This is a genomic window from Streptomyces sp. BI87 (assembly GCF_025957665.1).
Classification (GTDB): Bacteria; Actinomycetota; Actinomycetes; order Streptomycetales; family Streptomycetaceae; genus Streptomyces; species Streptomyces albidoflavus.
Window position 1 is genome coordinate 6,081,790 of record NZ_CP110079.1, and the last position, 23,006, is coordinate 6,104,795.

Annotated in this window: 20 protein-coding genes, 1 pseudogene and 1 riboswitch; of the genes and pseudogenes, 13 read left to right on the forward strand and 8 right to left on the reverse strand. The window is 73.7% G+C overall.

The window, feature by feature from the left end; all coding sequences use genetic code 11:
• Positions 1-8: 8 nt before the first annotated feature.
• The 4 genes from OIM89_RS27195 to OIM89_RS27210 all read left to right on the forward strand — a co-directional run bounded on the left by OIM89_RS27195 (position 9) and on the right by OIM89_RS27210 (position 3,521).
• Positions 9-740: a MerR family transcriptional regulator gene (locus OIM89_RS27195; protein ID WP_030695175.1), complete on the forward strand. Its 732-nt coding sequence runs from the start codon at positions 9-11 to the stop codon at positions 738-740.
• 63 nt (positions 741-803) lie between these two features.
• Complete coding sequence (locus OIM89_RS27200) at positions 804-1,280, forward strand: bifunctional nuclease family protein (RefSeq protein ID WP_003946924.1); 477 nt, start codon at positions 804-806, stop codon at positions 1,278-1,280.
• A gap of 162 nt (positions 1,281-1,442) precedes the next feature.
• Positions 1,443-2,078 carry a MerR family transcriptional regulator gene (locus OIM89_RS27205; RefSeq protein ID WP_030695176.1) on the forward strand — a complete coding sequence of 212 codons (636 nt, stop codon included), beginning with the start codon at positions 1,443-1,445 and terminating at the stop codon, positions 2,076-2,078.
• A gap of 57 nt (positions 2,079-2,135) precedes the next feature.
• Positions 2,136-3,521, forward strand: coding sequence for a DNA polymerase IV (locus OIM89_RS27210; RefSeq protein WP_078858132.1), 1,386 nt, complete (start codon positions 2,136-2,138; stop codon positions 3,519-3,521).
• 10 nt (positions 3,522-3,531) lie between these two features.
• Here OIM89_RS27210 and OIM89_RS27215 read toward each other — a convergent pair whose 3' ends face one another.
• Complete coding sequence (locus tag OIM89_RS27215; protein WP_030695178.1) at positions 3,532-3,903, reverse strand: PRC-barrel domain-containing protein; 372 nt, start codon at positions 3,901-3,903, stop codon at positions 3,532-3,534.
• 116 nt (positions 3,904-4,019) lie between these two features.
• A riboswitch (glycine riboswitch) is annotated at positions 4,020-4,117 on the forward strand.
• 176 nt (positions 4,118-4,293) lie between these two features.
• Between OIM89_RS27215 and gcvP the strand changes: the two genes are divergently transcribed.
• On the forward strand, positions 4,294-7,179 hold the full coding sequence (gcvP, locus tag OIM89_RS27220) for an aminomethyl-transferring glycine dehydrogenase (RefSeq protein ID WP_047467798.1): 2,886 nt from the start codon (positions 4,294-4,296) through the stop codon (positions 7,177-7,179).
• A 115-nt stretch (positions 7,180-7,294) separates the two neighbouring features.
• Here the strand turns inward: gcvP and OIM89_RS27225 are convergent, their stop codons facing one another.
• Entirely contained in the window at positions 7,295-7,501 is a 207-nt protein-coding gene (locus OIM89_RS27225; RefSeq protein WP_030695180.1) for a DUF5999 family protein, read from the reverse strand.
• Between the two features lie 286 nt (positions 7,502-7,787).
• Entirely contained in the window at positions 7,788-8,378 is a 591-nt protein-coding gene (locus tag OIM89_RS27230; RefSeq protein WP_175457754.1) for a hypothetical protein, read from the reverse strand.
• 592 nt (positions 8,379-8,970) lie between these two features.
• On the opposite strand from OIM89_RS27230, the gene OIM89_RS27235 reads away from it, so the two are divergent.
• Positions 8,971-10,491 (forward strand): glutamate-cysteine ligase family protein, encoded by a 1,521-nt coding sequence (locus OIM89_RS27235; protein WP_030695182.1) that lies wholly within the window; start codon positions 8,971-8,973, stop codon positions 10,489-10,491.
• A gap of 42 nt (positions 10,492-10,533) precedes the next feature.
• On the opposite strand, the gene OIM89_RS27240 is transcribed toward OIM89_RS27235, so the two are convergent.
• Positions 10,534-12,303, reverse strand: coding sequence for a substrate-binding and VWA domain-containing protein (locus OIM89_RS27240; protein ID WP_030695183.1), 1,770 nt, complete (start codon positions 12,301-12,303; stop codon positions 10,534-10,536).
• A gap of 165 nt (positions 12,304-12,468) precedes the next feature.
• Between OIM89_RS27240 and OIM89_RS27245 the strand changes: the two genes are divergently transcribed.
• Entirely contained in the window at positions 12,469-13,269 is an 801-nt protein-coding gene (locus tag OIM89_RS27245) for a CPBP family intramembrane glutamic endopeptidase (protein WP_030695184.1), read from the forward strand.
• A gap of 28 nt (positions 13,270-13,297) precedes the next feature.
• On the opposite strand, the gene OIM89_RS27250 is transcribed toward OIM89_RS27245, so the two are convergent.
• Both OIM89_RS27250 and OIM89_RS27255 read right to left on the reverse strand, forming a co-directional pair.
• Positions 13,298-14,116 (reverse strand): PhzF family phenazine biosynthesis protein, encoded by an 819-nt coding sequence (locus OIM89_RS27250; RefSeq protein WP_264491686.1) that lies wholly within the window; start codon positions 14,114-14,116, stop codon positions 13,298-13,300.
• A gap of 92 nt (positions 14,117-14,208) precedes the next feature.
• A pseudogene (locus OIM89_RS27255) lies at positions 14,209-14,788 on the reverse strand (GNAT family N-acetyltransferase).
• A gap of 453 nt (positions 14,789-15,241) precedes the next feature.
• Between OIM89_RS27255 and OIM89_RS27260 the strand changes: the two are divergent.
• The 4 genes from OIM89_RS27260 to OIM89_RS27275 all read left to right on the forward strand — a co-directional run bounded on the left by OIM89_RS27260 (position 15,242) and on the right by OIM89_RS27275 (position 18,917).
• Positions 15,242-15,907, forward strand: coding sequence for a PadR family transcriptional regulator (locus tag OIM89_RS27260; RefSeq protein WP_030695186.1), 666 nt, complete (start codon positions 15,242-15,244; stop codon positions 15,905-15,907).
• Positions 15,908-16,082: 175 nt separating this feature from the next.
• Entirely contained in the window at positions 16,083-16,706 is a 624-nt protein-coding gene (locus OIM89_RS27265; RefSeq protein WP_047467791.1) for a Clp protease N-terminal domain-containing protein, read from the forward strand.
• Positions 16,707-16,799: 93 nt separating this feature from the next.
• Positions 16,800-17,807 (forward strand): EamA family transporter, encoded by a 1,008-nt coding sequence (locus OIM89_RS27270; RefSeq protein WP_030695188.1) that lies wholly within the window; start codon positions 16,800-16,802, stop codon positions 17,805-17,807.
• Between the two features lie 147 nt (positions 17,808-17,954).
• Complete coding sequence (locus tag OIM89_RS27275) at positions 17,955-18,917, forward strand: DMT family transporter (RefSeq protein ID WP_030695189.1); 963 nt, start codon at positions 17,955-17,957, stop codon at positions 18,915-18,917.
• 45 nt (positions 18,918-18,962) lie between these two features.
• On the opposite strand, the gene OIM89_RS27280 is transcribed toward OIM89_RS27275, so the two are convergent.
• Entirely contained in the window at positions 18,963-19,643 is a 681-nt protein-coding gene (locus OIM89_RS27280) for a pyridoxamine 5'-phosphate oxidase family protein (RefSeq protein WP_030695190.1), read from the reverse strand.
• A 36-nt stretch (positions 19,644-19,679) separates the two neighbouring features.
• Here OIM89_RS27280 and OIM89_RS27285 point away from each other — a divergent pair, with 36 nt between their 5' ends.
• Positions 19,680-21,011 (forward strand): aminotransferase class I/II-fold pyridoxal phosphate-dependent enzyme, encoded by a 1,332-nt coding sequence (locus OIM89_RS27285; protein ID WP_175457756.1) that lies wholly within the window; start codon positions 19,680-19,682, stop codon positions 21,009-21,011.
• On the opposite strand, the gene OIM89_RS27290 is transcribed toward OIM89_RS27285, so the two are convergent.
• Positions 21,002-22,006 (reverse strand): DMT family transporter, encoded by a 1,005-nt coding sequence (locus OIM89_RS27290; RefSeq protein WP_030695192.1) that lies wholly within the window; start codon positions 22,004-22,006, stop codon positions 21,002-21,004. The genes OIM89_RS27285 and OIM89_RS27290 overlap by 10 nt on opposite strands.
• A gap of 73 nt (positions 22,007-22,079) precedes the next feature.
• Here OIM89_RS27290 and OIM89_RS27295 point away from each other — a divergent pair, with 73 nt between their 5' ends.
• Positions 22,080-22,985 carry a LysR family transcriptional regulator gene (locus tag OIM89_RS27295; RefSeq protein WP_030695193.1) on the forward strand — a complete coding sequence of 302 codons (906 nt, stop codon included), beginning with the start codon at positions 22,080-22,082 and terminating at the stop codon, positions 22,983-22,985.
• Positions 22,986-23,006 lie beyond the last annotated feature (21 nt).

The window sequence follows — 23,006 nt, forward strand, 5'->3', positions numbered from 1 at the left end:
GAAGGTCTATGCGTCAATCAGCGAGGGGCGGTGCCGGGAACGGCACCGCCGCCGCGGACAGTCGGCCGGTGAGTATCGGCACGGTGCTCAGCACGCTCCGTGACGAATTCCCCGAAGTGACCATCTCCAAGATCCGTTTCCTGGAGTCCGAGGGGCTCATCGAGCCGCAGCGCACCCCCTCGGGGTACCGCAAGTTCAGCCCGCAGGACATCGAGCGGCTCGCCCAGGTCCTGCGCATGCAGCGCGACCACTACCTCCCCCTCAAGGTCATCAAGGAGCACCTCGACGCCGTCGAGCGCGGCGAGGAGTACCCGCTCCCCGGCGTCGGCCGGCAGCGCGAGGCCCAGGAGACCGACCCCGGCGCTCCCACCGTCCGCCGCGTCGGCCGGGCGGAGCTCCTGGCCGCCGCCGAGGTCGGCGAGGAGGAACTCGCCGAATGGGAGTCGTACGGGCTGATCGGCCCGCTGCCCGAGGGGGACTACGACGCCCAGGCGGTGCGCGTCGCCGCTCTGGTGGCCGAACTGGGCCGCTCGGGAATCGAGCCGCGTCATCTGCGGGCCATGAAGGCCGCCGCCGACCGGGAGGCATCCCTGGTCGAGCAGATCGTCGCGCCCCTGCGCCTGCACCGGAATCCGCAGACCAGAGCCCATGCCCAGGAGCGGACCAAGGAGCTGGCCGAGCTCACCACGAGCCTGCATTCGGCGCTCTTCCAGACCGCTCTCGGGGTGCGTCTGCCCTGATCCGGACCGATCCAGCCGGAGCCCGACTACCCAAACCCGCCGGGCACGTCCTAGGGTTGCTGTGTGAACGAGCTCGACGTCGTAGGTGTCCGGGTCGAAATGCCCTCCAACCAGCCGATCGTGCTCCTGCGCGAAGTGGGAGGCGACCGCTACCTCCCCATCTGGATCGGACCGGGTGAGGCGACCGCCATCGCATTTGCCCAGCAGGGCATGGCCCCTGCCAGGCCGCTGACGCACGACCTCTTCAAGGACGTCCTGGAGGCCGTGGGGCAGGAGCTGACCGAAGTGCGCATCACCGACCTGCGGGAAGGCGTCTTCTACGCGGAGCTGGTCTTCGCCAGCGGGGTCGAGGTGAGCGCCCGCCCCTCCGACGCCATAGCGCTCGCGCTGCGCACCGGCACGCCGATCTACGGCAGTGACGGGGTGCTCGACGACGCGGGGATCGCCATCCCGGACGAGCAGGAGGACGAGGTGGAGAAGTTCCGCGAGTTCCTCGATCAGATCTCGCCCGAGGACTTCGGCACCAACAACAGCCAGTAGCGGCGGCTGACCCCTCCGGCCGATCGGCGGCCTTTCCCGGAAGCGGGACACGGTAAACCACCCTTGGGGGGAATATCACCCGGCGTGGCGAGCGCGGCGATCGTTGACGCACCCCGGGTGACTGCCTACCGTCGACAAGCAGGTCAAGGACGGAGGGTCGGCGTGAGCATCAGCGGCGACGGTACGACGGGGGGTGCTCCGGGGCTCAGCCCCCGCGAGCGCGGTCCGTACCCGCTTCACGGCAGGTCGGCGGCACGGCAGGGGCGGCCGGTCGAGGCCGTCGCCGACGGCGTGGAGAGGGCCGGGGACGACATCGGTTACCGGGGTCCCACCGCCTGCGCCGCGGCCGGGATCACCTACCGCCAACTGGACTACTGGGCCCGTACCGGGCTGGTCGAGCCGAGCGTGCGGCCGCCGCACGGGGGCGCCGCGCAGCGGCTCTACAGCTTCCGCGACGTGGTCGTCCTCAAGATCGTCAAGCGGTTCCTCGACACCGGGGTCTCCCTCCAGAACATCCGCACCACGGTCCAGCACCTGCGGGACGGCGGCTTCCGCGACCTGGAGCGGATGACGCTGATGAGCGACGGCGCCACCGTCTACGAGTGCACCTCGCCCGACGAGGTGGTCGACCTGCTCCAGGGCGGCCAGGGCATCTTCGGCATCGCGGTGGGCGTGGTCTGGTCGGACGTGGAGAGCGCCCTCGCCCAGCTCCACGGGGAGCGGGTGGAGACCGGGGAGACGGTGGTGCGCCACCACCCCGGCGACGAGCTGGCCCGGCGGCGCAACCGGGCGGTCTGAACGAGCCCACGGGCCGTCCGGCCGCCGTTGTCGGTGGCGTAGGGCAGCATCGACCCCGTGAGATCCGCGCCCACGATCCTCCATCTCGACATGGATGCCTTCTACGCCTCGGCGGAGCAGGCCGCCAAGCCGAGCCTGCGCGGAAAAGCGGTGGTGGTCGGTGGGCTCGGGCCGCGCGGAGTGGTGGCCACCGCCTCCTACGAGGCACGGCGGTTCGGGGTCCACTCGGCGATGCCCACCGCGCAGGCGCGTCGGCTCGCCCCGCACGCCGCGTACCTCACCCCCCGCTTCACCCTCTACCGCGACGTCAGCAACCAGGTCATGGGGCTGCTGCGGGGGCTCTCGCCGCTGGTGGAGCCGCTCAGCCTGGACGAGGCGTTCGTCGACCTGGAGGCGGGCGGGGCGGCCTTCGACAGCGGTTCCGCCCGCGAGGTGGGGGAGCGGCTGCGGGCGGACATCAGGAGGGTCACCGGGCTGAGCGGGTCGGTCGGGCTCGCCGTGTCGAAGATGCTCGCCAAGATCGGCTCGGAGCGGGCCAAGCCGGACGGCCTGGTCCTCATCGAGCCGGGCACGGAGCGGGAACTGCTGGCGCCGCTCCCGGTCCGGGTGCTGCCCGGCGTCGGCCCGGCCACCGGTGACCATCTGCGCCGTGCGGGCATCACCACCGTCGACGAGATCGCCGAGGCCGGCCAGGACGAACTGGTCCGGCTGCTCGGCCGGGCGCACGGCACCGGCCTGTACGCCATGGCCCTCGCCCTCGACGAGCGGCCCGTGGTCTCCGAGCGGGAGGGCAAGTCCGTCTCCGTGGAGGACACCTACGACCTGGACATCCACGACCGGGTCCGGGTGCGCGGCGAGGTCGCGCGGCTGGCGGAGCGGTGCACCAAGCGGCTGCGCGAGGCGGGCCGCTCGGGGCGCACGGTGGTCCTCAAGGTCCGCCGCTACGACTTCTCCACGCTGACCCGCTCGGAGACTCTGCGCGGCCCCACGGACGACCCCGCCGTCGTCCGGGAGGCCGCCGCGCGGCTCCTGGAGGGCGTGGACACCACCGGCGGGGTCCGTCTCCTCGGCGTGGGCGTCAGCGGCCTCGCCGACTACACGCAGGAGGACCTGTTCGCCCAGGCCGCGGGGGAGCGGGCCGCAGCTGAGGCGGCCGCGGGGGCGGAGGAGCCGGCTCCGGAGGGGCCCGCGGCCGAGACGGTGGACCCGGTCGCGCCGGCCGTCCCGGAGGAGCGGCGCTGGCCCGCCGGTCACGACGTGGTCCACGCCGTCCACGGGCCCGGCTGGGTCCAGGGCAGCGGGGTCGGACGCGTGACCGTCCGGTTCGAGACGCCGACCTCGGCGCCGGGCCGGGTGCGTACCTTCCGCACGGACGACCCGGAGCTGAGCCTGTCGGCGCCGCTCCCCCTGGTGGAGGAGGACAGCGGGCCCGACGGGGGGTGAGCGGGGTGGGTCAGGCGTCGTCGGTGCCCGCGACACGGCCGAAGTCGCGGTCGGGGGGCGGTTCGGGGGCGCCGAGGTCCAGTCCGTAGTGGTGGTAGAGCTGGAGTTCCTGCTCCGGGGAGAGGTGGCGGCCCACGCCGAAGTCGGGGGCCTCGCGGATGAGGGCGCGTTCGAACGGGATGCGCAGCCCTCCCTCGACCAGCTCGCTCGGTTCCAGGGGGACGAAGGCGTCGCGGCTGAAGAGGCCGGTGCGGACGGCGGCCCACTCCGGGACGCCGGTCGCGTCGTCCAGATAGACCTCGTCGACCGTGCCGACCTTGGTGCCGTGGCGGTCGAACGCCTTGCGTCCGATCAGGCTGCGGGGATCGATATCGCTCTGCACGGAACCCTCCCAGGGCATCGCAGCACATGCGTCCCTCCTACGAAAGGGCACATCCCGTCGCTCGGCCACTCGAACGGACCCGGCGCGGTTCCCGCTGATAGGCTGGTTGTGGCTGTCGACCCCGTGCGGGAGAGTCCTCCGGCGTTCACCGCGGAGGCGCCGAAGGAGCAAATCCTCCCCGGAATCTCTCAGGCCCCCGTACCGCACGGACGAGGTCACTCTGGAAAGCAGGACGGGAGGCGGACGCTCCGTGCGCACCCCGGCCTCACCGACGGTGAAAACCGGCCTCAGCGCCGGTGAAGCTCTCAGGTCCGGATGACAGAGGGGGAGGCCGTACGGGCACCCGCGGCGGGTGTCCCACGCAGGTCGCGTCGACCAGGAGGCCTCCGCATGACCGCCAACCGCACCCCGCTCTCCCGCCTCGAACAGGGCGTCCCGTTCGAACAGCGGCACATCGGGCCCGACGCCGGTGACCGCGCCAAGATGCTGGCTCAGGTGGGCTACGGCTCCCTGGACGAACTCACCGCCGCCGCCGTCCCCGACGTGATCAAGAGCGCCGAGGCGCTGGACCTGCCCGACGGCCGCTCCGAGGCGGAGGTCCTCGCCGAACTGCGCAGCCTGGCCGACCGCAACCAGGTCGTCGACTCCATGATCGGCCTGGGCTACTACGGTACCTTCACCCCGCCGGTCATCCTGCGGAACGTCATGGAGAACCCGGCCTGGTACACGGCGTACACGCCCTACCAGCCGGAGATCTCGCAGGGCCGGCTGGAGGCGCTGCTGAACTTCCAGACCACCGTCGCCGACCTCACCGGCCTGCCCACCTCCGGCGCCTCGCTGCTGGACGAGGGCACCGCCGCCGCCGAGGCGATGGCGCTCTCGCGCCGGGTCGGCAAGGTCAAGCAGGGTGTCTTCCTCATCGACGCCGACGCCTTCCCGCAGACCGTCGCGGTGATCGAGACCCGCGCCGAGCCGACCGGCGTCGAGGTGGTCGTCGCCGACCTCAGTGAGGGCATCCCCGCCGAGGTCGCCGAGCGGGGCGTCTTCGGCGTCCTCCTCCAGTACCCCGGTGCCTCCGGGGCCGTCCGCGACCTCAAGCCGGTCATCGACGCCGCCCACGAGCTGGGTGCCGTCGTCACCGTCGCCGCCGACCTGCTCGCCCTGACCCTGCTGACCCCGCCCGGTCAGCTCGGCGCCGACATCGCCGTCGGCACCAGCCAGCGCTTCGGCGTGCCCATGGGCTTCGGCGGCCCGCACGCCGGATACATGGCGGTCCGTGAGAAGTTCGCGCGCAGCCTCCCGGGCCGTCTGGTCGGTGTCTCGGTCGACGCCGACGGCGACCGCGCGTACCGGCTCGCCCTCCAGACCCGTGAGCAGCACATCCGCCGCGAGAAGGCCACCAGCAACATCTGCACCGCGCAGGTGCTGCTCGCCGTGATGGCCGGGATGTACGCGGTCTACCACGGGCCCGAGGGGCTGCGTGCCATCGCCGGGCGTACCCACCGCTTCGCCGCGCTGCTCGCCGCAGGGCTGCGCCGGAGCGGGGTCGAGATCACCGAGGAGTCGTTCTTCGACACCGTGACGGCCCGGGTGCCCGGCCGGGCCGCCGAGGTGGCCTCCGCCGCCCGCGAGCGGGGCATCAACCTCCGCCAGGTCGACGCCGACCACGTCTCCGTCGCCTGCGACGAGACCACCACCCGCGCCCGGCTCGCCGCGGTCTGGGAGGCCTTCGGGGTCTCCGCCGACATCGAGGAGCTGGACGCCTCCGCCCCGGACGCGCTGCCCGAGGCGCTGCTCCGTGAGGACGCGTACCTGACCCACCCGGTCTTCCACCAGTACCGCTCCGAGACCGCCATGCTCCGCTACCTCAAGCGGCTGGCCGACCGGGACTACGCGCTGGACCGGGGCATGATCCCGCTCGGCTCCTGCACGATGAAGCTGAACGCGACGACCGAGATGGAGCCGGTCACCTGGCCCGAGTTCGGCGCGCTGCACCCCTTCGCCCCGGCCGACCAGGCGCAGGGCTACCTCACGCTCATCCGCGAGCTGGAGGAGCGCCTTGCCGAGGTCACCGGCTACGACAAGGTCTCCCTCCAGCCCAACGCCGGCTCGCAGGGTGAGCTGGCCGGGCTGCTGGCAGTCCGCGGTTACCACCGGGCCAACGGCGACCTGGACCGCACCGTCTGCCTGATCCCCTCCTCGGCGCACGGAACCAACGCCGCCAGCGCCGTCATGGCCGGGATGAAGGTCGTCGTCGTCAAGACCTCCGACGACGGCGAGATCGAGATCGAGGACCTGCGGGCCAAGATCGACCAGTACCGCGAGCAGCTCGCCGTGCTCATGATCACCTACCCGTCGACCCACGGAGTCTTCGAGGAGCACGTCGCCGACATCTGCGCCGCCGTCCACGACGCGGGCGGCCAGGTCTACGTCGACGGCGCCAACCTCAACGCGCTGGTCGGCCTCGCCAAGCCCGGCCGGTTCGGCGGCGACGTCTCCCACCTCAACCTGCACAAGACCTTCTGCATCCCGCACGGCGGCGGCGGCCCCGGCGTCGGCCCGGTCGGTGTCCGCGAGCACCTGGCGCCCTTCCTGCCCAACCACCCGCTCCAGCCGGCCGCCGGGCCCGCCACCGGCGTCGGCCCGATCTCGGCCGCCCCGTGGGGCTCCGCGGGCATACTCCCGATCTCCTGGTCGTACGTGCGGCTGATGGGCGGCGAGGGGCTCAAGCGCGCCACCCAGGTCGCGGTCCTCGGCGCCAACTACATCGCCAAGCGGCTGGAGCCGCACTTCCCGGTGCTCTACACCGGCCCCGCCGGGCTCGTCGCCCACGAGTGCATCATCGACCTGCGCCCGCTCACCAAGGCGACCGGCGTCAGCGTCGACGACGTCGCCAAGCGGCTGGTCGACTACGGCTTCCACGCGCCGACCATGTCGTTCCCGGTTGCCGGGACGCTGATGATCGAGCCGACCGAGAGCGAGAACCTCGCCGAGCTCGACCGCTTCTGCGAGGCGATGATCGCCATCCGCGCCGAGATCGAGCAGGTGGCCACCGGCGCCTGGCCCGCCGAGGACAACCCGCTGCGCAACGCCCCGCACACCGCCCGCACCCTCACCGGCGACTGGGACCACCCCTACACCCGCGAGGAGGCCGTCTTCCCGGCCGGCGTGCACGCGGCCGACAAGTACTGGCCGCCGGTCCGCCGGATCGACCAGGCGTACGGCGACCGCAACCTGGTCTGCTCCTGCCCGCCGCTGGACGCGTACCAGGACTGATCGGCGGGCCTTCCCCACGGGGAGGCCGCAGACACGTGAGGGCCGGTTCGGAGGCGTCTCCGAGCCGGCCCTGCCGTTTCCTCTCGCGCGGTGTGCGGCTGCCGCGCGCCCTCGCTCACGCCGCCGTGGTCACCCGGCCCGGGGTCAGCGGCCGGTGCGGTGCGATGATCTGCCCGTCGGGCAGCAGCTCGCCGGTGTCCTCGAAGAGGACGACGCCGTTGCACAGCAGGCTCCAGCCCTGTTCCGGGCGGTGCGCCACGACGCGGGCGGCCTCCCGGTCGGCGGAGTCGGCGGTGGGGCAGAGAGGCTGGTGCTGGCACATGGGTGGGTTCTTTCCCTGCGATGTGGTTGCTGTCCTGCTCGACGTGTTCTTCATGACCGCCCCCGTCTGATCGGTCGTCCCAGTGTTGCCCCGTGGCGCTGAATCCGCAGGCATTTCGCGGCAGCGCTCCTCACTGGGGGAGGACGCGTCACCCGTGCGGGCGGTTCATGTCAACTGCCCTGTCAATTCGGGTCATTGGAACTGGTCACATCGGGCTAGCCCACAAGAGGGGTGGTGCGCCCCGGGCGCGAGGAGGGAGCGTACGGCCTCCCCGCGCCCCGGGCGGTCAGGCCGGCAGGAGCGGGCCCGGCAGCTGGCCGGGGGAGAGGCGCCGGGTCAGCACCGGCAGCAGCTCGGAGGCCGGGTAGGGCCGGTGGGCGGCGATGCCGGGCGGGGCCGGGGCGATCGGGACCAGCAGGTCGGTGGCGAGCGGGCCGCCCCGGCCGGCGTCGGCCGCCGGGTCGCCGTGCAGCCAGAGCGTCAGCATGTACAGCCCCGGGACCGACAGCAGGCGCGGCTGGTGCGGCGCGGCGAGGCCGTCGGCCTGGCGCAGGGCCGCCTCGGTGGCGGTGACGTACGGGCCTTCGAAGAAGTGCGAGAAGGCCCAGCCGTCCGGGGTGAGGCGGGTGTCGGCGGCGGCCACGGCCCGCTCGCCGCTGCGGATCAGGAACCGCCAGCCGGCGAGCCGGATCGGTGAGTCGCTCTCCAGGGTGGTGCGGTCCATGACGTGGACCGGCAGCGGGAGTTCCGGGCTGGTCGGGCCGGTCGCCGCGCGGAGCGCGGAGGTGCGGGCCTCGCGGACGGCCGTCGGGGAACCGAGGGCGGCGAGGACGCTGCGCTCGGCGGGCGCGGGAGCCGGGAAGAAGTGCAGCGGCATGGTGGGTCGCCTCTCGTCGGGCAGGCAGGGGACATCAGGGCAGGCGCGGACGACACTGTCAGCTCAGAGCGAAGGGGCGGGGCAGGGACCTTGGGCCCTCTCCGGTAGAACGGTGCGTGAGGCCGCGATGATCCGCCGGACAGGTCCTGGCGGTCGCCAATTCACTGCCTCGTTCGCGGAGTTTATACGACCTGTGTTCCATCGGCGCTTCGCCTACCGGTGCTCGGAATTGCGGGCAAGGCGGTATTCGGTCGCCATAATGAGGGGTTCATCCGCATTTTCTCCGGACGGCACGCCTGTGACCTGGATATTCATCCGGCGGGCGGTCGGCCTGTTCCTGTCGGCGATTTCACCACCCGCTCGCCGTCCTCCGGGGCCGAGTGAGCGACGGACCAGGGCCGAACAGGTGCCGCGGTGCCGGAGCTCATTCGCCCGCGGCTTGCCGCGTGAATGTGCCCAGTGCCTCGGTCGGGATCGAGCCTAGCGCGCGGCGGGCTGTCGCGGGGCGTTATGGATCGCATTGCCTGGGCATCATCTTCCGTGGACCAGCCCTGGGCGGCAGCCGGGGACCAGTACCCCGGGGAGGGCATCGATGGGCGAGAAGGTCGAGGCGGGATCGTTCGATCTGGCGGATCGGCATGCGTTCCGGCGCAAACTTCAGCAGTGCCAGCGGGCGCTGGAGCGGATGCTGGACGAGAAGCGCTTCGACCGTCCGAAGAACCTCCTGGGCCTGGAGATCGAACTCAATCTCGCGGGCTCCGACGGCCTGCCGCGAATGATGAACCAGCAAGTGCTGGAGCGGATCGCCAGCCGCGATTTCCAGACCGAGCTGGGAATGTTCAATCTCGAAGTGAATATCGCCCCCCACCGATTGGGTGATCGCGTCCTGGACCGGCTGGCCGAGGAGTTGCGGATCGGCCTCGGGTATGCCGACCGTAAAGCCGGAGAGCTGGACGCCGGGATCGTCATGATCGGAATTCTGCCGACCCTCACCCGTGATGATCTGGTCTCCGCCAATCTCACCGACGTCGACCGCTACCGCCTTCTCAACGACGAGATCGTGGCCGCCCGGGGCGAGGAATTCCCGCTCGACATCGAGGGGGTCGAGCGGCTGCGCTACACCGCCTCGTCGATCGCCCCCGAGGCCGCCTGCACCTCCGTGCAGCTCCACCTCCAGGTGACCCCGGACCGCTTCGCCGACGTGTGGAACGCCGCGCAGGCCGTCGCCGCCGTGCAGATCGCGATCGGGGCCAACTCGCCGTTCCTCTTCGGCAAGGAGCTGTGGCGCGAGTCGCGGGCGCCCCTCTTCCTCCAGTCGATCGACACCCGTCCGGTGGAACTCCAGGTCCAGGGGGTGCGCCCCCGCACCTGGTTCGGCGAGCGGTGGATCTCCAGCGCCCGGGAACTCTTCGCGGAGAACCTGCGCTACTTCCCCGGGCTGCTGCCGATCTGCTCCGATGAGGACCCCGAGGACGCGCTGGCGGCGGGCCAGGCCCCCTCCCTCGCCGAGCTGGTCCTGCACAACGGCACCGTCTACCGCTGGAACCGCCCGGTCTACGGCGTCGCCGACGGCGTGCCCCACCTCCGCGTCGAGAACCGCGTCCTGCCCGCCGGGCCCACCGTGATCGATGTCGTCGCCAACGCCGCCTTCTACTACGGTCTTGTCCGCTCGCTGGCCGAGAGCCGCACCCCGGTCTGGACGAAGCTCCCCTTCGAGGCGGCCGAGGCCAACTTCGACGCCGCCTGCCGGTACGGGATCGACGCGCGGCTCACCTGGCCCAGGCGCGGCAAGTACACCGGGACCGCCGAGACCGACGCGGCCACCCTCGTCCTGGAGGAGCTGCTCCCGCTGGCCTCCGCAGGGCTGGACGCCTGGGGCGTCGACCCGGCCGACCGGGACCGCTACCTCGGCGTCATCGAGGCCCGCTGCCGCCGGCGGACCAACGGCGCCGCCTGGCAGGCGGCCACGTACCACCGGGCGCGGGAGAGCGGGATGGAGCGGCGCCCGGCGCTCGCCGCCATGGTGCGCCGCTACAGCGACCTGATGCACGCCGGGGAGCCGGTGCACACCTGGCCGGTCGGGGTCACCGACGCGACCGCCCGGCCGGTCTGAGCCCGGCCGGGCGGGGGAGTCGTACGGCTCGGGAGGCGGCGGTCAGAGGGTGCTCCCCGCCTCCATGATCGCCTTGAGGATCACGGCGTGGATCTGCGCCGGGTCGCTGACCTGGTGACCGGAGCCGCCGGTGGCCTCGGCGATCTCCTTGACCTCCTCCTTGTCGGCGGCCGGGCCGACCGCGATGGCGATCACCGGGACCGGGCGGTCCGGGTCGCGCAGCCCCTCCAGCTCGGCGACGAGGGAGCTGCGGGAGATCGACCCCGGGTCCTCGTTGATCCCGTCGGTGAGGATCACCAGGGCGTTGAACTTCCCGCTGACGTAGCTGTCCTGCGCCGCCCGGTAGGCGGCGAGGGTCGTGTCGTAGAGCCCCGTCGCGCCGTCCGGGACGGGGGTGAGGTCGCCGAAGGCGGCGGTCAGCTTCTCGCGGTGCGCCTTGCCCTTCTCGTCCCGGTCGCCGAGGCGGCGGGTCTCGACCAGCTTCCGGAAGTCCTTGTCGCCGTCGAGGTGGGTGGCGAACTCCCACAGACCGATCTCGTCGTCCGGCGTGAACTGGGAGAGCGCCTGGATCAGCGACGCCTTGGTGACGTCCATCCGCGACTGGTCGCGGCCCGGCACCGGCTGCGCCATCGAGCCGGAGGCGTCCACCACCGTGGTCAGCCGCGCGCTCTGCACCGTGATGGTCCACATGCCGAGCGTCTCCTGCACCGCCTCCGGCGCCGGCGGCTCGAACTCCTCCTGCGCGTACGGCTGCGGGGTGCGGCCGCCCGCCGCGGTGACCACGGCCTCGTCCGCGTCGCCGGACTCCGGGCGGAAGCCGTGCCGGGCGAGGACGCGGCGACCCTCCGGCTCGCCGAAGAAGGTCATGAAGCGGACCGCCGCCCTGCTCTCGTCGGTGCTCTGCCCGCGCTCGTCGACCAGGGTGAAGGGGTAGTCGAGCAGCGGCGTGCCGTCCTTCGGGTAGAAGAGGTCGAGCCCCTCCTCTTCCTCGGTGCCGGCGTTGTGCCGGTGGGCCGCCTGCTCGGTGAGGATCAGCGCCTGGTTGCGGCGCGGGTTGCCCTGCTCGGTGCCGGAGGCGTCGCGGGCCAGCGTGTCCAGGACCTGGCCGTCGGAGTCCGACATGCGGGAGGCGAGGATCTTCGCGGCCTCGGCCACCTGCGTGTTGTCCTCGTCGCCCGCCTCGGCGGCGGAAGCGCCGACCATGGTGAGGGCGAGCAGGCCGGGGGCGCTGCGGGCCGGGTCGGCGGTGCCCAGGCGGAGCTTCTCGCCGGCGGTGGCCGCCGCGGTCAGCTCGGCCCAGCTGTACGTCTTCGACGGCCACCCCAGTGAGCGGGCGGCGCTCGGCAGCATGGCGACGCCCACCGGGGTGGCCGCGATGTTGCCGGTGGGCGTGACGGGGGTGCTGTCGCTGTCGGAGCCGGCTCTGTCCAGCCAGAGGGCCGAGTCGGGCACCCACACCTCGTACTCGCCGCCCTTGCCCGCGCGCAGGGCGTCGGCCACCTGGTAGGCGTCGCGCGGCGTGACCCGGACGTCCATGCAGTGGCCGTCCGAGGTCACCTCCTTCTCACGGATGTGGGCGGCCGCCTGTCCGAGCGCCGGGGCGATGTCCGGCGCCGCCACCACATCGACGCGTACCGCCTCGTCCGCGCAGGAGCCGCCGAGCGGCAGCAGGCCGTTGCGCCCGGCCACCGCGGTGCCCGCGGCGACCGCGAGGACGAGGACGGTGGCGAGGGCGACGGTGCGGCCCCGGGCCCGGGGGCGAGGGCCGGGCGCAGCGGCCCCGTACTCATCGGGCAAGCTGTGACGTCCCATTGCGGTGGTGCCCCTCCTTGAGCGATGAAGCAAGGAGAGGGGGACAGGCGCGCCGTCGACGGCGCCCGTCCCCCTCGGCCTGTCGCGCACGATCTTCGGATCTGTTTTCGAGACCCTAGCGGGGTGTGCGGGCGGATGGGCCGGGATTGCACAACTGGAGGCAGAGTGCGGACGGAGGCAGGGCTGGTGGCTGGTTCTCTACGGGTGGAAGATCCCTCACGAAGGGTGTTCCGGGACGAAACGCTGATCGTGCTGGCGCTGTCGCTGGGCGCGAGCGCCGTCTCCTCCCTGATCAGTTTCGTCGGCTCGGTCACCCGGCCGGGCGGTCTGAAGGACCAGGCGGCCAATCTCAACTCCTCGGCGGCGCCCGGGCGTCCGTGGCTGGATCTGGCCTGGCAGCTCTTCGGTATCGCGACCGCCCTGGTGCCCGTGCTGCTCGTCCTCCACCTGCTGACGCGGGAGGGCGCGGGGCCCCGTTCGATCGGCTTCGACCTCACCCGGCCGCGCTTCGACCTGACCCGGGGTACCGCTCTGGCGGCCTGCATCGGCAGCGCGGGACTCGCCTTCTACCTGGTCTCGCGCGCGGCCGGCATGAACCTCACCGTCGTCCCGGAGTCGCTGCCCGGTGAGTGGTGGAAGTTCCCCGTGCTGATCCTCTCGGCGGCCGAGAACTCCGTCCTGGAGGAGGTGATCGTTGTCGGCTACCTGCTGCGCCGGCTCGATCAGCTCGGCTGGAGCCCGGTCGCCGCCCTGCTGGCCAGCTCGGTGCTGCGCGGCTCGTACCACCTCTACCAGGGCATCGGCGGCTTCATCGGCAACCTGGTGATGGGCGTCGTCTTCGCCTTCCTCTACCAGCGCTGGCGCCGGGTCGGGCCGCTGGTGGTCGCCCACACCCTGCTCGACATCGGCGCCTTCGTCGGGTACGCGCTGCTGGCGGGAAAGGTCGGCTGGCTGCCGACGGCCTGAGCGGTCGCAGGCAGCCGGGACCGGCCGCTCACACCAGCAGCTCGCCGTCGAAGACGGTGACCGCGTCGCCGGTCAGCAGCGTGCGGTCGCCGCGCAGTTCGGTCCGGACGATGCCGGTACGCGCCCCGCCCTGGAACCCGGTCAGCCGCTCGCGGCCCAGGCGGGCCGTCCAGTACGGGGCGAGGGCGGTGTGGGCGCTGCCGGTGACCGGGTCCTCGTCGATGCCGACCTGCGGGAAGAAGCCGCGCGAGACGAAGTCGTAGCCGGCGGCGGGATCGTCGGCCAGGGCGGTGGCGATGATGCCGCGCCGGCTGTGGCGGACGAGGGCGCGGTGGTCGGGCTCCAGCTCCCGGACCGTCTTCTCGTCGGGGAGCTCCAGCAGCAGGTCGCCGCAGTGCGGGCCGGTGTCGTGGACGCTGAGCGGCACGGCGCCCAGGGCCTCGGCGAGCCCTTCCGGCAGGGGCTCCTCGGTCAGCGGCGCGGTCGGGAAGTCCAGCGTGTGCCCGCCGTCGGCGTAGGGCACGGCGGTGAGGACGCCGCTGCGGGTGGCGAAGCGCAGCGGGCCCCCGCCCGGGGCGACCCGCCCGTCGGAGGTGAGCGCGTGGGCGGTGGCGAGGGTGGCGTGGCCGCACAGCTCCACCTCGCGGAGCGGGGTGAACCAGCGCAGCGCCCAGTCGGCCTCGCCGCCCGGCTCCAGCGGGTGGGCGAACGCGGTCTCGGAGAGGTTCACCTCGGCGGCGATGCGCTGGAGCCGTGCGTCCTCGGGAAAGGCGTCGAGCAGCATGACCCCGGCCGGGTTGCCGGAGAAGGGGCGGTCGGTGAAGGCATCGATGATTCGCAGGCGCATGCGGCGAGCGTGCCGCCCCCGGGCGAGCGGCGGCAAAGGCCAATCGCGGGTCGGTGGACCTGCTTTTGCGCCGTCTGGCCCGGCACCGGCGCTCACCGGCGCCCGTCTGTGCCCATCGCCGGGCCCGCCGGGGTACGTCCTCAAAGGCCAGGGCCCTGCGTTGGTGGTCCCGCCACTCCCGGTCGATCACCTGGAAGGCGGGCGAGAACCCCTCGTACCGGAACCCGAGGCGCCGGACGAGGGCGAGCGAGCGGGTGTTGCCGGGCTGGATGTCGGCCTCCCGCCGGTGCAGGCCCATGGGGCCGAAGGCGTGCCGGATCACGAGGCCCAGCCCTTCGGTCAGGTAACCCCGGCCGGTCGTCGCCGCGTACGCGGTGAAGCCGAGGTGCCGCACTGCCGGCTGCCGCGCAGGATGGCGTTGACGTTGACTCCGCCCACGATCGCCCCGGTCTCGCGCAGACAGATCACGAATCCCTCGTGCGTCGGCCGCCCGAACCGCTCCAGGCGGCGCTCGAACGCCTCCACCGCCGGCTCGTGGACGCCCAGCCAGGTCCGGTGCAGCTCGGTGCTCTCGCGGGTGAGGGCGGCGATCCCGGCGTAGTCCTGCCGGCTGAGGTGGCGCAGGGCGACGCGGGGGCCCTGGCCGAGGTGGGGAGGGGCGTGCCTGGTCACGAGCGTGGTTGACGCTGGTGGGCTTGATCATGACGAGGGGCCCCGTGTGTGGTGGAGGTGTCGAGTCTCCACCGGCCGGAGGCCCTCGTGTCCCACCGTATTGCCCGGATGGCCGTTCATGGCAGGCGGCTGCTCGTCGACCGGGTCCGGACCGGTCGACGAGGTGCGGGAGATCGCGCCCACCGCCGCGGAGCGGCTCACGCTGCGCGTGCCGACCGGGCCGCACCCGGGGCCTCGAGTTTCGGTTCGGGGGAGGGCCCGCCCCGGCCGGCTCGACCAGGGGTCGGTCCCCCTAGTGCCTTGACCTCGCTCGTGGAGTGGGGGCGGCGTCATGCGGATCGGGCGCTTCGAAGAGCCAGGTCATCGACCCTCCGAGCCGAGGTCTTGCCGTAAGAACAGTTCCGATATATCGTTGAGGCATCGCGACCGATTACGAACGGAAGGAGCGTTGCGATGCGTATCCACGGACACGACCACGAGCATGAGCACGGACTGGGGCACGGGCGGCAGTTCGGTTCCCACCACGGAGGGCCTGGGCCTGAGGGGTTCGAGCGATGGGGCGGGGGGCGGCGCGGGCCTGACGGTGACGACCGGCGGCGGATGGCCTTCGGGCCGTTCGGGCCCGGCTTCGGGCCCGGTGGGCCCTGGGGCGGGCGCGGGCGCGGCGGCGGCCGGGGGAGGGCGCGGCGCGGTGACGTGCGCGCCTCCATCCTGGCGCTGCTGGCCGACCGGCCGATGCACGGCTACGAGATGATCCAGGAGATCGCCGAACGCAGTGGCGGTGCCTGGAAGCCCAGCCCGGGATCGGTGTACCCCACCCTCCAGCTGCTGGAGGACGAGGGCCTCATCGCCAGTGAGAGCAGCGGCGGCAAGAAGCTGTTCGCACTCACCGAGGAGGGCCGGACCGCCGCCGAGGCGGGGCCGGACGCCCCCTGGGAAGAGGTCGGCCGCGGCGTCGACTGGGAGAGCGTCAACGAGATCCGCCAGGCCGGTGCCGGGCTGATGGAGGCGTTCGGCCAGGTCTGGAAGACCGGCACCAAGGAGCAGCAGGAGAAGGCCCTCGCCGTCGTCAACGACGCCCGCAAGCGGCTCTACCTGATCCTCGCCGACCAGGACTGACCCCGCGGCGCACCCCGAGGGGCGCACGGAACGACCCGCACGCCTCCCGTCCGCGCCGGGCCGCCCCTCCTCCGCAGGGAGGAGGGGCGGCCGCGGCATGCCCACCCTGTGTCGGACGCGCGAATGCGTCCCCTCGGGGATGTGGACGAAGCGCCCGAATGGTGAGGTGGTGGGTGTGTACCGCCCTCTCCACACCTCGGACCCCGGACCCGTCCCGGCCGACGGTTCCCCGCGGCCCGAGCTGGCCAACGCCCTGGCGGGCGCGCGCCGCCGTGCCCAGCGGGACGGCGACGGCCAGGCCGACACCGCGCACCTGCTCCACGCCCTGCTGGAGCACGACCCCGCCAGCCGCGAGGCCGTCGACGCCTGCGAGCAGGGCGGCGAACAACTGGTGAAGCTCCTCGGCCTGCTCGTCCAGCGGAACATCGGCTACGGACTCAAGTGGCACGGCTCCGTCGAGGACTCCGGCGCGGTGCCGATGGCCCGGTCCGACGGCTGGTCGCCCGCCGCGGCCGAGGCGCTGGAGGCCGCCCGGAAGCGGGCGGACGGCCGGGGCGACCGGCCGGCGGGCCCCGATCTGCTGGCCGGGCTGGTCGCGGACCCCGAGTGCCGGGCCGTCCAGGTCATGGAGCGGGCCGGGGTCGACCGCGAGCTGCTGCGCCGCCGCCTCGACGCGGAGCCGGTGCCTCCGGCGGAGGGCCGGGCCTCGCACGTCGGCGAACAGGCCGGCCCGATCGACGTGTCGGCACTGCGCCGCGAACTCGGCGCGCCACAGGAGCGTCCGGGGCCGGAACGGTAAGGAGCGCCATGGGGTGACGCCCCTGATCTCTGCTGTCATGATGTGCCCGTGTCAGCCTCCTCCGCTTCCCCCGCATCAGCGCCCCACGCTCCCCTGACCTCCCGCCGGCCGCTCGGCGGACGCGGCGCGGGGCTCGGTCTCGCGCTCGTCTCCGCCCTCGCCTTCGGAGGCTCCGGTGTCGCCGCCAAACCGCTCATCGAGGCCGGGCTCGACCCGCTCCACGTCGTCTGGCTGAGGGTGGCCGGCGCGGCCCTGGTCATGCTGCCGCTCGCCTGGGTCCACCGCGATCTGCCGCGCAGGCGCCCGGCGTTGCTGCTCGGCTTCGGCCTGCTGGCGGTGGCGGGCGTCCAGGCGTGCTACTTCGCCGCGATCTCCCGTATCCCCGTAGGCGTCGCGCTGCTGGTCGAGTACCTGGCGCCGGCGCTGGTCCTCGGCTGGGTGCGCTTCGTGCAGCGCCGTCCGGTGACCCGGGCCGCCGCCTTCGGGGTGGTGCTCGCCGTCGGCGGGCTCGCCTGTGTGGTGGAGGTGTGGGCCGGGCTCCGCTTCGACGTGATCGGCCTCCTGCTGGCGCTCGGCGCCGCCTGCTGCCAGGTGGGCTACTTCGTCCTCTCCGACCAGGGCGGCGACGCCGGGGACGAGGCGCCGCATCCGCTCGGCGTCATCGCGTACGGCCTGCTCGTCGGGACCGCGGTGCTCACCGTGATCGCCCGGCCCTGGTCGATGGAGTGGGGCGTGCTGGCCGGGACGGCGCGGATGGACGGGACGCCGGTCGCCGCCTTCCTGCTGCTCGGCTGGATCGTGCTGCTCGCCACCGTCCTCGCCTATGTGACGGGGGTGCTGTCGGTGCGCCGGCTGTCGCCCGCCGTCGCCGGGGTCGTGGCGTGCCTGGAGGCGGTGGTGGCCACCGTCCTCGCCTGGGTGCTGCTCGGCGAGCACCTCTCGCTGCCGCAGATCGCCGGGGGCGTGGTGGTCCTGCTCGGCGCGTTCATCGCCCAGTCCTCCACCCCGGCCGCTCCCTCGGCGGGGCCGGTCGCGGCGTCCCATCCGGCCGGGGAGCGGGCGGCGGGCGAGGAGTTGTCCGGCGCCCGCGACCATGCCTAGAGTGCGGTCCATGCCGCATGCACTCGTCCTTCCGCCGCCCGCCGCCTGAGGCGGGCCCCCGCGCGTCGTGACCCGGCCGGTCGCCGGGGCGGCGAGTGCTGCCCGCAGACGTGAACCGTTCGCTTCACACCACCTGCGGAGAACACCATGTCCCACCCCTCTGCCGTCGGCCTGCCCGTGAGCCGCGGCCTCTTCTACCTGGTCGTCGCCGGTGCGGCCTGGGGAACGGCGGGCGCCGCCGCCTCCCTGCTCTACCGGGCCAGCGACATCGGCCCCGTCTCCCTCTCCTTCTGGCGCTACGTCGGCGGGCTCGCCCTGCTCCTCGGCGTGCACGCCCTGCGGCACGGACGGCGCGCGCCGCGTCCCGCCGAACCGTTGCGGCGCAAGGTCCGCCGGGTCCTCGCCACCGGGATCGGCCTGACGGTCTTCCAGACCGCCTACTTCGCCGCGGTGCAGGAGACCGGGCTCGCGGTCGGCACGGTGGTGACCCTCGGTTCGGGGCCCGTGCTGATCGCGCTCGGCGCCCGGCTGCTGCTGGGGGAGCGGCTGGGTCTCGGCGGCCTCCTGGCCGTGGGCGGCGCGCTGCTCGGGCTGGCCGTGCTCGTGCTCGGCGGTGAGGGAGCGACGGTCCGGCCGTGGGGGATCGCGCTCGGCGTGATCGCGGCCGCCGGGTACGCCTCCATCACCCTGATGACCCGCTTCTGGGGCCGGGACGGCGACGGCGACCCGCTCTCCACCACCACCTGGGCCTTCGCCGTCGGCGCCCTGCTCCTCCTGCCGTTCGGCCTGCTGGAGGGGCTGGTTCCGCAGAGCGCCGACCCGGCCCGCGTGGTCTGGCTCCTGGTGTACGTCGCCGCCGTGCCGAGCGCCCTCGCCTACGCCCTGTACTTCGCCGGGGCGGCCGTGGTCCGGTCGGCGACCGTCTCCGTGATCATGCTGCTGGAGCCGGTCAGCGCCGCCGCCATCGCGGTGCTCCTGCTCGGCGAGGAGCTGACGGTGCCGACGGTGCTCGGGACGCTCCTCATGCTGGTCGCCGTGGTCGGCCTCGCGGTGGCCGAGACGCGCGGCGCCTCCGCCGCCCGGCGCCTGGCCGCCGGGACAGCCGGCTGACGTGGCCGGGGCGGTGCCCGCCCGGGCATCCGCCCCCGGCCCCCGTCAGCTCGCGGGGGTGAGGTACCCGGGCAGCACGACGCCGGTGGAAAGGCCGGCGGCGGGCGCCGGGGTGCCGTACCGGTTCTCGACGGGGACCAGCCCGGCCCAGTACGGCAGCGCCAGATCCTCCGGGTCGTCGTTGGGCTCGCCGGTGCGGGACTTGGCGGAGACCTCGGCCAGTTCGAGGCGGAGCACCGCCGTGGCGGCCAGTTCCTTGGCGTCGGCGGGACGGCAGTCGGCCGAGCGGCCCGGCACCACCTGGTCGACCAGCGCGTCCAGGGCGGCGGCCTTCTCGGCCGGGTCGGTCACCTGGTGGGCGGTGCCGTGGGCCACCACCGAGCGGTAGTTGAGGGAGTGGTGGAAGGCGGACCGGGCCAGCACCAGGGCGTCGACGTGGGTGACGGTCACGCAGACCGGCAGTCCGGCCTCGCCCCGGGCGGAGCGCAGGGGGCGGGACCCCGTCGAGCCGTGGACGTAGAGGTGCTCACCGATCCGGGCGTACAAGGTCGGCAGGACGACCGGGGCGCCGTCGCGCACGAAGCCGAGGTGGCAGACGGTGCCCTCGTCGAGGATCGCGTGCACGGTCTCCCGGTCGTAGGAGGCGCGGTCGCGTGAGCGGGTGGGGACGGTGCGCGGGGTGGGGACGTACGCGCCCTGGTCCGGGGATTCTTGCGGCGCGGCCATGGCGAACTCCAATTGCACTAGTGCATAATGTGGTTTGTGCTAGGAGAGTATCGGATCACCGGGCGGCGCGCCGCAGAGATTTCCGCCAGCGTGGAACGGGGCGTGGCCACCGGCGCGCTCCCGCCGGGCCACGCCCTGCCGCCGCTGCGGGAGCTGGCCGACCGGCTCGGGGTCAACCCGAACACCGTCGCGGCCGCCTACCGCCTGCTCCGGGAGCGCGGGGTGATCGAGACGGCCGGGCGGCGCGGCAGCCGCGTCCGGGCCCGGCCGGTCTCCACGCCACGCGACCAGATCCGGGTCGAGGTGCCGTCGGGCGCCCGCGATCTGTCCACCGGCGACCCCGACCCGCGGCTGCTGCCCGCCCTCGCGCCCGCCTTCGCGGAGGCCGCCGCTGCCGCCGACGCCCGGCCGGTCCTCTACGGGCAGGAGCCGCTGGACGCCGGGTTCGCCCGGCTCGCGCGCGCCGCCTTCGCGGCCGACGGCGTCCCCACGGGCCCGCTCGCCGCGACCTCCGGCTCCCTGGACGCCATCGAGCGCGTCCTCGCCGCCCACCTGCGGCCCGGTGACGCCCTCGCGGTCGAGGACCCCGGCTGGGGGAGTCTCCTCGACCTCGTCCCGGCGCTCGGGCTGCGGCCGCTGCCGGTCGCCGTCGACGACGAGGGGCCGCTGCCTGGGGAGATCCGGCGGGCGCTGGGGGAAGGCGCCCGGGCCGTGGTGCTCACCTGCCGGGCCCAGAACCCGACGGGCGCGGCCGTCTCCGCCGCGCGCGCCCGGGAGCTGCGCGAGGTGCTCGCCGCCCACCCCGAGGTGCTGCTCGTCGAGGACGACCACGGCCACGGCATCGTCGCGCCGCCCCCGCATCCGCTGGCCGGCACCACCACGCACTGGGCCTTCGTCCGCTCGGTCGCCAAGGCGTACGGCCCCGACCTGCGGGTCGCCGCCGTGACGGGGGACGCCGTCACCCTCGACCGGCTCCGGGGCCGCCAGCGGCTCGGGCCCGGCTGGGTGAGTCTGCTCCTCCAGCGGGCCGTCGCCTCGCTGTGGCGGGCCGGCACCCCCGACCTCGCGGAGGTCGCCCGCGCCTACGACGAGCGGCGCGAGGCGCTGATCCGGGAGCTGGCGGTCCGCGGGGCCGAGGCCCGGGGGGCGGGCGGGCTCAACGTCTGGGTCCCGGTCCCGGACGAGACCCGCGCGGTCTCCGCGCTGCTCCAGGCCGGCTGGGGCACGGCGCCGGGCGCCCGCTTCCGGCTCGGCGCGCCGCCCGGTGTCCGGATCACCGTGTCCCCTCTGTCCCCGGACGACGTCGAGCCCCTGGCGGACGCCGTGGCGGAGGCGGTGCGGCCCTCGCGCGGGGTGCGTTACGACTGAGGCTCCGGGGCGCGTGCCGGCCTGGCGCGGCTCTGGGCCAGGGCCGCGCCGACCAGCACCACCACCGCGCCGACCGGGGTCGACCAGGCCAGGGGCTCACCGAGCAGGGCGACACCGGCGGCGGTGGCGATGACCGGGATCAGGTAGGTGACCATCTGGGCGATGGTCGGGCCGACCTCGGCCACCAGCCCGTACTGGAGGAGCAGGGCGAGGCCGGTGCCGAGGGCGCCGAGGGCGACGACGGCCAGCAGCGGGCCGAGCGGGAACGCGCTCGGCACGGAGGTGAAGAGCGGGGTCACCAGGGCCAGTTGGACGGTGGCCAGCAGCAACTGGCCGGTCATCACGGAGAGGTGCGAGGCGTCCACCCCGGCCAGCGTCCGGCGTACGTAGATCCAGCCGACCGGGTAGCAGAGCGAGGCGAGCAGGGCGAGGGCCGTGCCCCGGACGTCCAGGCCGCTGAACCCCTCCCAGACGCCCAGCACCGTCAGCACGCCGAGGAAGCCGAGGCCGAGTCCGGCGACCCGGCGCCGGGTCGGCCGGTCCTCGGAGAGGGCGACCAGGGAGAGGGCCATCCCCCAGAGCGGCGAGGTCGCGTTGCAGATCCCGGCCAGGGTGGAGGGGATGGTCAGCTCGGCGTAGGCGAAGAGGGTGAAGGGCACCGCGTTGAGCAGGAACGCCGCCACCGTCAGATGGCCCCAGACGCGGGCGCCGCGCGGCAGCCGGTCGCGGCGGACGGCGAGGGCCCCGGCCAGCAGCAGCGTGCCGAAGACCAGGCGGCCCAGGGTCACCTGGAGCGGCGCGTACGCCTCCGTGCCGACCTTGATGAGCAGGAAGCTGAAACCCCAGATCAGCGACAGCACGGCGAACCGGACCCGCCAGCCGACCCGGCGGACGCGGGGCGGGGCGGGGGTGGTCGGTGGGGTGGGGGAGGCGGCCGGAGTCAGCTCCGGTATCCGCGCGGCGGGAACCCCGGGGGCCGGGGGAGCGGTGGTCATGCCGCTACTCTGCGCCGCTTCACCTTTAAGGACAAGCGACGATTAGTGCGAGGAACCGCGTAGGATCGCTTACATGTTGAACCTGGAGCGCCTGCGCACCCTCGACGCCCTCGCCCGTCACGGCTCGGTGGTCGCGGCCTCCGCGGCACTGCACGTCACCACCTCCGCCGTCTCCCAGCAACTCGGCAAGCTGGAGCGCGAGACGGGCCGGCAGCTCATCGCCCGGCAGGGACGCGGGGTGCGGCTCACCGACGCCGGGCAGCTGCTGGCCGGTCACGCGGCCCGCATCCTCTCCCAGGTGGAGCAGGCCGAGGTGGACCTGGAGGCACAGCGCGGCGCCGTCGTCGGCGAGTTGCGGCTCAGCGCCTTCCCGACCGCCGCGCGCGGCCTGGTGCCCGCCACCCTCGCCGTCCTGGCCGCCGCCCACCCGGCCCTGCGCGTCCGCTCCCGCGAACTGGAGGCCGGGGAAGGCGTACGCGCGGTGCTGCGCGGGGACCTCGACCTGGCGGTGGTCCTCGACTGGTACAACAAGCCGCTCCCGCTCCCCGCCGGGCTGGTCAAGGCCCCGCTGCTGGACGACCCGGCCGACGTGGCCGTGCCGGTGGACCATCCGCTGGCCGGGCGGGAGTCGGTCGAGCTGGCGGAGCTGGCCGAGGACCACTGGATCACCTGGGGGGAGGGCGAGTTCTGCCACGAATGGCTGATGGTCACGCTCCGTGCTCAGGGCATCGAACCGCACACCCCCCACCGCGCGGAGGAAGGCCACACCCAACTCGCCCTGGTCGCCGCCGGACTGGGCGTCTGCGTCGTCCCCCGGCTCGGCCGCGACCCGGTCCCCGAGGGCATCCGCACCCTGGCCGTCCGCAACGGCATCCGCCGCCACGTCTACGCCCTCTGGCGCGCCGACGCCGACCGGCGCCCCTCGATCCGGGCCGCCGTCGCCGCCCTGGAGGAGGCGGCGGCTGGCGTGCGGAGCTGAGTGAGGGCCCGCCGGGGCTAC